Origin of the sequence: Sphingomonas sp. 10B4, assembly GCF_035019905.1 — a bacterium.
Lineage (GTDB): Bacteria > Pseudomonadota > Alphaproteobacteria > Sphingomonadales > Sphingomonadaceae > Sphingomonas > Sphingomonas glacialis.
Map to the genome: position 1 here is coordinate 19,291 of NZ_JASJVC010000043.1, position 10,553 is coordinate 29,843.

The window sequence follows — 10,553 nt, forward strand, 5'->3', positions numbered from 1 at the left end:
GATATCGATCACAAAGGTCGGCTTAACTTGCCCGGTCGATTTACGCCATGCAGCCGCGTTCCGCCCTCTACGGTCGGTTGGTCTACAAATCTCATTCCCATGAACGAAGGTCCGCCTACGGCTACGCCTGCCAAAAACCGGCCATACCGCTATCCACCACTTTCGGACACTCACGCACCCAGTGGACGCGGGCCGTAGCCAGCCCCCTAATACCGCCCCCACACGAACCGCGACGACAGCGCGTAATTCCACACCGCCGCGACGAGCAGCCCCGCGACCGCCGAATAGGCCCATGTCCCATGCTCCATCCGGAACAGGAAGAACGCCACCCCCACATTCGCCGCCGCGCCGACCGAGCAGACCAGGCAGAACGAGATCCACCCGTCGAGCAACGCGCGCGCGCCCTTGAGGCGGCGTTCGCGGTAGGTCAGCGCGTTGTTGAGGAAGAAGTTGAAGGTCATCGCCAGCACCACCGCGACGACCGTCGCCGACACGAACGCGACACCCGCCTTGCGGTAGAGCGCGTAGAGCACGGCGAGATGCACCAGCGCGCCGAGTGCGCCGATGCCGGTGAACATCACGAAGCGGACCGGCACGATCCGCCCGAACAGCCGGTCATAGAGCGCGATCAGGAATTCCATCGCGACGACATAGTCGAGCTTGCTCTCGCCCTCGGTGCGCAGCCGGAAGGTGTAGGGCAGTTCGAGATATTTTAGCGGCCGCGGGCTCGCGGTCATGATGTCGAGCAGGATCTTGAAGCCGATCGCCGAGAGGTGCGGGATCAGGTCGCGCGCGATCTGCGTGCGCAGCATGAAGAAGCCGCTCATCGGGTCGCTCAGATCGGCCTTGAGCACGCGCCGCGACAGCCGCGTCGCCAGCGCCGATTTCTTGACGCGGTCCTGGTCCCAATCGCCCGTCCCGCCGCCCGCGACGAAGCGCGAGCCGATCACCACGTCGAGCGCCGGATCGGCCTGCAGCGCGTCGAGCATCGCGGGCAGGATCGTCTCGTCATGCTGCAGATCGCCGTCGATCACCGCGACGACGGGCGCGGCGGTGGCGCACATCCCCTCGATGCACGCCGAGGACAGACCACGCCGTCCGAAGCGCTGGATCACGCGGACGCGCGGGTCGGTCAGGCCGAGTTCGCGCGCCGCCTGCGCGGTGCCGTCGGGGCTGTCGTCGTCGACGAAGATCGCCTCCCACGCACGCCCGCTGAGCGCCGCGTCGAGCTTGGCGATCAGCAGCGGAACGTTGCGCAGCTCGTTGAACGTCGGGATGACGACCGCGAGCTCGAGGCGTGGGATCATTGCAGCGCGGCCAGCACCGCATCGCCCATCGCGCTCGTCGAATGGGTGCCGCCGAGATCGGGCGTCCGCGCGCCGCTGCCGATCGCCGCGATCACCGCCGCCTCGATCCGCTGCGCCGACGCCTCGTCCGACAGCGAATGTCGCAGCAGCATCGCCGCCGACAGAATCGCCGCGCACGGATTGGCCTTGCCCTGCCCGGCAATGTCGGGTGCCGAACCGTGGATCGGTTCGTACAGCCCGCAGGTGCCGGTCCATTCGTTGAGCGACGCCGACGGGAGCATCCCGATCGAGCCGACGCACATGCTCGCCTGGTCGGACAGGATGTCGCCGAACAGATTGCCCGTCACCACCACGTCGAACGCGCCGGGGTTGCGCACCAGCTGCATCGCGGCGTTGTCGACGTACATATGGGTGAGCTTGACCTCGGGATAATCGAGCGCGACCTCGTTGACGATCTCGCGCCACAGCTGCGAGGTTTCGAGGACGTTGGCCTTGTCGACCGAGGTCAGGATCTTCTTGCGGCGCTTGGCCATCTCGAACCCGACGCGCGCGATGCGGGCGACTTCGGCCTCGTCGTAGCGCATCATGTCATGGCCTTCGCGCAGGCCCATCTTGGTATGGCCGCGGCCCTTGTCGCCGAAATAGACGTCGCCGGTGAGCTCGCGGACGATCACCATGTCGATCGAGCGTGCGACTTCCGGGCGCAGGGCAGACGCATCCTCGAGCCCCGGGAACATCGTTGCTGGGCGCAGGTTCGCGAACAGACCGAGCGCCTTGCGCAAACCCAGGATCGCCTGTTCGGGGCGCAGCGTGCGCTCGAGCCCGTCCATCTCGGGATCGCCGACCGCGCCGAACAGGATCGCATCGGCGCGGTGCGCGAGCTCGAGCGTCTGCGGCGGGAGCGGATGGCCGAGCGCGCGATAGGCGGCGCCGCCGACGAGACCGGGCTCGAACTGATGGTCGAGGCCGAGCGCTTCGAGCACGCGGCGGGCTTCGTGGGTGACTTCGGGGCCGATGCCGTCGCCGGCGAGGATCGCGATCAGTGCCAAGGTGCAGTTCCCTTCAATTGCCCCGCCAATGCCGAGCCGCGGCGCGTCACGCAACCGCCCTTTTCAGCCGCTCGACCAGCCGAGTGCGCGCCGCCAGCGTCACCGCGCGGCGATCGACCAGGATCGAAGCCTCGAGTGCGTCGCCGGTCAGGCTGAGCGCCTCGAAGATTTCGTCCCACTCCGGCGCGACACCCGTGGTCAGCGCGGGCGGCAGCGTCTCGCGCTCCAACCCATAGCCGAGCTCGGCGAGCACCAGCAGTTCGTAGCGCGCGAGCGCCAGCGCCCAACCGCGCGCCGCGGGCGCCGCCGCGATCACGCCGATCGTCCCGTCGAGCGCGGCATAGAGCCGCGGATACGGCTGCGCCTCAGGGAGCGCGGCGGCGGTGAGCGTGGTCACCCATTCGAGCGCGAGCGCGGGCAGCGGCTCGGCATAGAGCGGCGCGCGGCTGGTGACGAGCTCGACCGTGAGGCTGGCGAGCTGATCGTCGGTGCGCGCCCGCCATTCGCCGATCACGCGATTGGCGGGCTGGAGGATCGGCCGGATTCGCGTCGAGCGCCCGCCGCGGACATAGCCAGCCTGGAGGCCGTGCTCGGCGGTCAGCGCCCGCACGATCGCGCCGTGTTCGCCGTGATGGCGGATCGCGAGGATCAGGGCTTCGACGCGCAAGTGCATGGCGGCGGTTTAGCGTGGGTGGGGGGATACGCTAGGGGGCGGATGGCGCGAAGGTCACGCCTGAGGGTCCGCAACCGTGTTGGCGCGTGCGCGGCCATCGCCCCCCCTTACAGCGACCAGCCACCATCCACGGAGATCGCCGCGCCGGTCACGAACGCGCCGAGATCGGCGCTCATCCACAGCACCGCATCGGCGATTTCCTCGGGCTTCCCGAGGCGCCCGACCGGCTCGAGATCGATCGCCTTCTGGATGTCGCCGTTTGTAAAGCGGTCCATCATCGGCGTCTCGATATTGCCCGGCAGGATCGCGTTCACGCGGATATTCAGCTTGGCATAATCGAGCGCGGCGGCCTTGGTCAGCCCGATGATCGCATGCTTCGAGGCGGTGTAGGACGCGCCACCCGCCACTCCGCGGACGCCAGCGCCCGACGACGTGTTGATGATGACCCCGCTGCCCTGCCGCACCATTTGCGCCAGTTCGTGCTTCATGCAGACGAAGGTGCCGCGCAGGTTGATGTCGAGGATGCGGTCCCACTCGCTCAGCGAAATCTTGTGGACCGGCGCGGGTTTGTTCTCGACACCGGCATTGTTGAAGGCGATGTCGAGCCGGCCGAAGGTCTCGACCACCCGGCCGACGGCCGCCTCGACCTGGTCGGGCTGCGACACGTCGCACGCGATGACCAAGGCCTCGGCGCCGGCGCTTCGCACGGCATCGGCGGTTTCGGAAAGACCGTCTTCGGTGCGGTCGAGGATGGCGACGCGTGCGCCCTCCGCCGCAAACGCGATGGCCGTGGCGCGGCCGATGCCGCTGGCGGCACCGGTAATGAAGACGACCTTGCCGGGGAAACGCTGCGTGTCTGACATGGAAAAACCTTTCTAGGGGAGGTGTTGAGGGCAGTCAGCCGGGCGCACCCTGCGACGATGTCCGGATCGTCCTTCCGAGCCGCCCTTGCAGCGGGCGCGCGACGATGACTCGCGGCGTCATCTCACTCCGTGCCAAGCGGCGCGCGATAGTCCGCCTCGGTCACGGGCTCCATCCACGTCACCGGCGTGCCGTCGACCGCTTCCTGGATGGCGATATGCGTCATGGCGTGATGCGCGGTGGCGCCGTGCCAGTGCTTGTGGTCGGCAGGACACCACAGGATGTCGCCCGCGTGGAATTCGAGCTTTGGGCCATCCGCGATCTGCGTCCAGCCGACGCCCTCGGTCACGATCAGCGTCTGGCCGGCGGGGTGGCTGTGCCACGCGGTCCGCGCACCGGGCTCGAAATGGACGATCGCCCCGGACACGCGCGATGGCGCCTCGCGCTGGAACTGGCCGGTGATGGTGACCGTGCCGGTGAAATACGCGGCCGGTCCGTCGACGGTCTTCAGCTCCGCCTTGCGTGCGATGGTCATGTCGGTTGCTCCTTGCTGCGCCTGCGCGGCCACGGGCAGCAGCGCCGCGAAGCGGTAAAGGCCGATCTTCATGGGGGTGCCGCCTTCACGATCCGCCGATCGTCACACCGACGACCGTCACGACTGGCAAGATAGGGTGGGGGAAGAGCCCGAATTAGCCGCTTCGCCAGCAACGAGACGATGAACAGCGTTCAACAATGGTGTAGGAGGTCGGGATGCAGCTGAGCCGAGCGGACCTGGCGGACTTCGCCTATTTTCTGGCGATCGCCAAACATGGGAGCTTCCGACGCGCTGCCCTCGCGATGGGCGTCACCACGTCTGCTATCAGCCACGCGATCACCGCGCTGGAGGGCCGCCGCGGCGTGCGACTGTTGAACAGAACGACGCGCAGCGTTGCGCTGACCGCAGCCGGCGAAGAGCTCCGCGCGGCGATCGAAGCCCCCATGCAGAGCATTGCCGCCGCCGGCGAAACCCTCGACCGGTATCGCGACGCACCCGCCGGCCGCGTCAGGATCAACGTCCTCGAAGATGCGGTCGACCTGCTGCTCAAGCCGGTCATGCCGATTTTCGTCGACCGCTATCCCGACGTCGCGATCGACATCAGCATCAGCAATCGCCTGATCGATGTCGTCGGCAGCGGTTTCGATGCCGGCATCCGCTATGGCGGCACGGTGCCCGAGGACATGATTGCGCAGCGCCTGTCGCCCGATCTTCGCTGGGTCGCCGCCGCATCCCCCGACTATCTCGCGCGCTTCGGTGCGCCGGCCGACCCGGAAGACCTGCGAAACCACCGCTGCGTCGGCATCCGCCTGGGGAACGACCAGGTCTATGACTGGGAGTTCGAGCGCGACGGTCATGACTGCGCGATCGCGACACCCGGCCCGCTGACAGTCGATTCAAGCCACGCTGCGATCGCGTTCGGGTTGTGCGGCGCGGGGATCGTGTACGCGAGCGAGGCGGTTCTCTGCGCGCATCTGGAACGTGGGACCTTGCGGCCGGTGCTGACGGAGTGGACGACTGTCGGCAGCGGTTTCCACGTCTATTATTCGGGGCGTCGGCACTTGCCGACCGGGCTGCGGCTGTTGATCGATCTCATAAAAGAGCTGCGACCGCTCAAGGAGTAGGCGGGCGGCGTGTCCCTTTGCGGGGCGTGCCAGCCGCACCGCCGCGGTCTTGCACACTCGATTTGTGCCGCACCGATCCCCCGCTTTGACAGTGTCGGAACTCACCCCCTTTGCGGCGTCGAATCTGCCATCCAGTACCGCGAGGCCAATCGAGCCAGGCAAGCACGAGTCGTCGCACTCGCTCTGCGTGCGCTAGCGCCGCACCCGCCGCGCGACCCGCTCGAGCCCAAGCCGTGCCACCGCGTGCTTGGCCCACAGCGCGCCCCGGTCGAACGCCTCGAGCGCGGCGATCGTCGCGCGGTTGGCCAGCGTCGGGCGGAGCAGCAGCACGTCGACGCACGCCACGCCGGCGGTGGCGAAGCTGCGCTTGTGCTGGCCGTCGCCCTCGGTGAAATCGAAGCGGGTGAGGCCGGGTTCGGCATAGAGGTCGCGCATCGCCTCGAGCATCAGCACGCCGCCGGGCGACAGATCGTTGAACGCCGGGTCGTGCCCGACATGGTCGTAGCGGACCGTCCCGCCTTCGATCGGGCAGTAGAGATACGCCGCCGGCTCGCCTGCGACATAGAGCAGCCAGGCGCGCACCTGGCCCGCCGCCGCGAGCGCAATCATCGTGCGCACGAACGCCGGATCGTCGGGCAAGCCGCCGCCGAGCAAGCGCTCCTGATAGGTCCGCTGCGAGATCCCGCGCGCGACCGCGTGGAAAGCGCCGAGCTCGTCGGCGGTGCGGAAGCGGCGGACGTCGAGCGCGCCGCCCGACAGCGCGATCACGCGTTTGGTCTTGCGCTTGAGCCCCGAGCGCGTGTTGCCCGACAGCGCCGCTTGATAGGCCGCAAAGCCCACCGTCAGGTCGGCATAATGCCGCGGATAGCGTTGCCGGACATAGCCGATCATCCCGCCCGCCGCGCGGCGCAGCGACGCGAGACCGTGTTCGGGAAGCGAGGTCACGGCATAGCCATCGGCACCGCGCGCGAGCGGCGGGAGGATCGGGAGCGGGCCGTCGAGCACCGTGTCGAGCGACAAAGGAAGCCGCACCAGCCGGCGCGCAATCGAGCCCAGCGTGCGCGCGCCGATCTGGAAGCGTAGCGGAACCGCTTCCGCAGCAAGCGGCGTCACGCCGCGCGCTCGGCCACCATGTTCGACCATAATTGCTCGGCCTGGCGCCAGCGCGTGCGCAGCGGATCGGGGCCGAGCGGCACGTCGTTCTGCTCGAGCCGGAGCGCGGGGCGGTCGGCGAAATGCACCGTCGGCATCGCCTCGGCGCGTTCGGCGAGCAAGCCGCACAGCGCTTCGAAGCGCCGGACGTGCACCGTATTGGGCCGCGTCCCCGCGCGATTGGCGAGCTCGAAGCCGTGGCTGACGATGTTCACCGCGGCATGGCGATGGAGCTCGGCATGGTCGAGCGCGGCGCGCATCTCGCCGACCGACAGCGCGCAGATCTGGAAGTTGCGCAACGCGCCGGGCCGCTCCTCGATCACCGTGACGGGAATCTCGATCACGCCGTCGATCCGCACCGGCGCGATGTGGCGCGCGGGCAAGTCGATCGCGCTCGGCCACGGATGCTCGCCGCCATTGTGGCTGGCGTCATAGCTGAAACCGAGCTCGGCGAGCGCGCGCAGCGTGTCGGCGTTGGCGCTGTACGACCCGGCGCGGAATGCAATTGGATTGGGCGCGCCGATCGCGGTGAGCAAGTCGGTCGCGCCCGAGATCAACGCGCGCTGTTCGGCGAAACTGTATTCGGCGAGTTCGAAACGCGACGCGCTCGCCCCGCCGTCGCCCGACACCGCGCTCGTCCAATTGGGGTGGAGGTGGAGCTGCACCTCCTGCCCAGCGGCGAGAATCTTCTCGACGATGCCGCGCAGCGGCGCGAGCCCGAAGGTGAGCGCCGGCATCGGATCGACGAAGAAGCACGCCTTCAGCCCGTGCTGCGCGAGCATCTCGAGCTTGTAGCTGACGCCGACACCGGCCGGCTCGAGCGAGCGCTCGAAGATCTCGGCACTCGCGAGGCCATCGCTGTGGTGCCGCCACATCACTTCGGTGTCGATCGTCAGGAATACGGGCGTTGTCATCCCGTCCAGCCATAGCCGGACGGGCATAAAGATTTCGCAAAGTCCGTATGTTGCATTTTGTTTCTGACCCGGATCAATCTCCGGTGAGGATGCGATCGACCAACTGCTTGACGGTCGGGACAAAGCCGTTCGAGTAGAACGGATCGCGCTTGAACTGATACGCGCCGTGTCCCGCAAACATCAGATTCTGCTCGACATCGCCGCCATGCGCGATGTCCTGCAGCGTCTTCTGGATGCAGAAGCTGCGCGGATCGGCGAGCCGGCCGGTCGAATTCGTCTCGGTGTCCGACCAGGACGAGAAGGCACACTGGCTGAGGCAGCCCATGCAATCGGCCTGATCCTTGCGGATCACGCCCTTGTCGACTGGGGTTACGAAGACGAGCGTGTTGTCGGGCGTCTTGAGCGCATCGGTGAAACCCTCGCCGAACCACTGCCGCGCGCGCAGCAAGTCGTTGCGCGTGACCCAGAAGTTCTTGCCCTTGACGCCGACGTCGAGCTGATAGGTGTGGTCGCCCGCACTTTGCGTCGAAAAGGCGATCTGGCGCTCCGAACGCTCCTGCAGGTGGCGCAGGAACGGGTTGAGCACCGCGCTTGAATAGAATCCGGTCGGCGAGAAGCGATGCAGCAGCACTTCGCCTTCCTGGATGTTGGTCAGCCGCGCCTTCCACTCCTGCGGGATCGGGCTTTCCTGCGTCAGCAAAGGCCGCGTGCCGAACTGGAAGGCGATCGTGCCGAGCTCGGGATTGTCGATCCAGTTCGCCCAGTCGCGCAGATACCAGACGCCGCCTGCCATCACGATCGGCACGCTGTCGGGAATCCCGCCCTCGCGCATCGTGTCGCGCAGCGCCTTCACGCGCGGATACGGGTCCTGCGGCATGAGCGGGTCTTCGGCGTTCGACAGGCCGTTATGCCCACCCGCGAGCCACGGATCCTCATAGACCACCGCCGACAGCCAGTCGGCTGCCTTCGAATAGGCGCGCTTCCACAGTGCGCGGAAGGCGCGGCCCGAACTGACGATCGGGAGGTAGCTGACTTCGTACGACGCCGCGATCTCGGACAGCTTGTACGGCATGCCGGCGCCGCAGGTGACACCCGCGACGAGCCCGCGTGTGCGTTCCAGCACGCCGTGCAAAATCCGCTGCGCACCGCCCATTTCCCACAGCACGTTGATGTTGATCGCGCCCTTGCCGCCGGCAATGTCGAACGCCTTGCGGACCTGCTGGACCGCGCCCTCGATCGCATATTCGATCAGCTCTTCGTGGCGCTCGCGCCGCGTCAGCGCCTTGTAGACCTGCGGGATGATCTTGCCATCGGGGTCATAGCTGTCGGCATTGACCGCCGACACCGTGCCGATGCCGCCCGCCGCCGCCCAGGCGCCCGCGCTCGCATGATTGGTCGCGGCGACGCCCTTGCCGCCCTCGACGAGCGGCCAGACCTCGCGGCCGCCATAGACGATGGGCTTCAAACCAGTGAACAACGTGACCGCCTCCGACTTAACTTACGTTCTGTTATACGCTTTGGACGCCCGATCGGGCAAATCTCTAATCCCCGAACGCCCCGGGACGTCCGATAACGCTGCCATAGAGCTGTGCATAGCGCGCGATCATCGTCGCTTCGTCATACTCGGCGACCGCCTTGCGCCGGTTGAGCTCGCCGAGCCCCTCGCGGCCCTCGGGCGTCGCCTGCGCGAGCGACTCGAGTGCGTCGCGGATCAGCACTTCCTGGTCGCGGCGTTCGATGAAGCTGCTATTCTCGGGCGCGACCATCTTGAGTACGTCACCGACCGGGGTCGAGACGATCGGCAGCCCCGCCGCCATGCCTTCGAGCACGCAGATCGGGAATTGCTCGGACTTGGACGACAGCGCCATGATGTCGAACAGGCCGATATAGTCGTGCGGGTTGGGCAGGAAGCCGGGCATCACGAGCTGCTCGGCCACGCCCATCCGCTCGGCGGCATCGAGGATCGCCTGGCGTTCGGGCCCCTCGCCCACGATGATGAGGCGCGCGCGGCTCGACATGCCGCCGAACGCGCGGACGAGCAGCGGCAGGTTCTTGACCTCGCGCAGACCCGCCAGCGTGCCGATCACCAGTTCACCGGGCTTGCGCTTGAAGCCGGGGATCGCATTGGGCTTGGGCGGGATCGCATAGCGCGCGGTGGCGATGCCGTTGGCGATGCGATGGACGCGCTCGCGCGGCTGTTTCCACGTCTTCAACGCGATGGTTTCGAGCGTCTCGGACGGCACGACCAAGGCGGCGGCCTTGGTCAGCGCGAAGCGGCGATAGATATTGCGCTCGGCCTTGAGGCCTTTCGCCTCGTCGGCGTTGAAGCCGTCCTCGTGATGCACCAGCGGCGGCACGCCGTTCGACGAGACACGCCGCGCCATCGCCCCGTCGATCGCGCCCCAATTGTAGGTCAGCACGAGGTCGAAGCGGCGCATGTACGCCGCAATCGCCTCGTAGCGCTTGACCGAGGGCGAGCCGGTCAGCGGCGGCGGGTTCTGCGCGATCTCGTAATCGATGCCCTTGGCGATGGCGTCTCGCGCGCCGTACTGGCCATCCATGCTCGACACGATCGTGTGGCGTGCACGGTCGCCGAACGCGTTCATCAGGCGCACCGCGCGCGCTTCCTTGCCGCCGAGCGAGAAGGTCGAGTGCAAGTGCAGGATGTTGACGGGCCGGCTCATTTCCGCGCGGCGTTAGCGTGAAATGACGGCGGCGTCATCTGTTGGTGTGGGGGAGCAAGACCGCCCTCCTGCTTCTTGCTCCCCTCCCGCCTGCGGGAGGGGCTGGGGGAGGGACGTGCCGCGGGCGCAGCGCAGGAGGTTCCAGGTCGGTCCCTCCCCTAGCCCCTCCCGCCAGCGGGAGGGGGATGAGGCAAATCAGGCGAACGCGGTCTTTGGAATATGCGTGCTCCGGCCGCCGCGGGCCGCCTCGCCAC

General features: G+C 67.5%; 10 protein-coding genes. 1 reads left to right on the plus strand and 9 read right to left on the minus strand.

What is annotated here, in order from left to right; translation table 11 throughout:
- Positions 1–206: 206 nt before the first annotated feature.
- From QN347_RS13000 to QN347_RS13020, 5 genes are all read right to left on the minus strand, one after another.
- Positions 207–1,307 (minus strand): glycosyltransferase family 2 protein, encoded by a 1,101-nt coding sequence (locus tag QN347_RS13000; protein WP_322160275.1) that lies wholly within the window; start codon positions 1,305–1,307, stop codon positions 207–209.
- Positions 1,304–2,356, minus strand: coding sequence for a 3-isopropylmalate dehydrogenase (gene leuB, locus QN347_RS13005; RefSeq protein WP_322160276.1), 1,053 nt, complete (start codon positions 2,354–2,356; stop codon positions 1,304–1,306). The genes QN347_RS13000 and leuB overlap by 4 nt, the downstream gene beginning before the upstream one ends.
- Before the next feature lie 46 nt (positions 2,357–2,402).
- Positions 2,403–3,029: a DNA repair protein RecO gene (gene recO / locus QN347_RS13010; protein ID WP_322160278.1), complete on the minus strand. Its 627-nt coding sequence runs from the start codon at positions 3,027–3,029 to the stop codon at positions 2,403–2,405.
- Positions 3,030–3,136: 107 nt separating this feature from the next.
- The gene (locus tag QN347_RS13015) at positions 3,137–3,892 is read right to left on the minus strand and encodes a glucose 1-dehydrogenase (RefSeq protein ID WP_322160279.1); all 756 of its coding nucleotides are present in this window, start codon (positions 3,890–3,892) and stop codon (positions 3,137–3,139) included.
- A gap of 122 nt (positions 3,893–4,014) precedes the next feature.
- Complete coding sequence (locus tag QN347_RS13020; RefSeq protein ID WP_322160281.1) at positions 4,015–4,497, minus strand: cupin domain-containing protein; 483 nt, start codon at positions 4,495–4,497, stop codon at positions 4,015–4,017.
- Between the two features lie 143 nt (positions 4,498–4,640).
- Between QN347_RS13020 and QN347_RS13025 the strand changes: the two genes are divergently transcribed.
- On the plus strand, positions 4,641–5,549 hold the full coding sequence (locus QN347_RS13025; protein WP_322160282.1) for a LysR family transcriptional regulator: 909 nt from the start codon (positions 4,641–4,643) through the stop codon (positions 5,547–5,549).
- 192 nt (positions 5,550–5,741) lie between these two features.
- Here QN347_RS13025 and QN347_RS13030 read toward each other — a convergent pair whose 3' ends face one another.
- The 4 genes from QN347_RS13030 to QN347_RS13045 form a co-directional block, all read right to left on the minus strand.
- A complete protein-coding gene (locus QN347_RS13030; RefSeq protein WP_323494050.1) occupies positions 5,742–6,692 on the minus strand; it encodes a GNAT family N-acetyltransferase in 951 nt (316 codons plus the stop codon).
- On the minus strand, positions 6,659–7,615 hold the full coding sequence (locus tag QN347_RS13035) for a polysaccharide deacetylase family protein (protein ID WP_189675390.1): 957 nt from the start codon (positions 7,613–7,615) through the stop codon (positions 6,659–6,661). Before QN347_RS13035 ends, QN347_RS13030 begins: the two co-directional genes overlap by 34 nt.
- A gap of 73 nt (positions 7,616–7,688) precedes the next feature.
- Positions 7,689–9,092 (minus strand): NAD(P)H-dependent flavin oxidoreductase, encoded by a 1,404-nt coding sequence (locus tag QN347_RS13040; RefSeq protein ID WP_322160285.1) that lies wholly within the window; start codon positions 9,090–9,092, stop codon positions 7,689–7,691.
- Between the two features lie 64 nt (positions 9,093–9,156).
- Positions 9,157–10,299, minus strand: a complete 1,143-nt coding sequence (locus QN347_RS13045; protein WP_322160286.1) for a glycosyltransferase — start codon at positions 10,297–10,299, stop codon at positions 9,157–9,159.
- Positions 10,300–10,553: the final 254 nt, after the last annotated feature.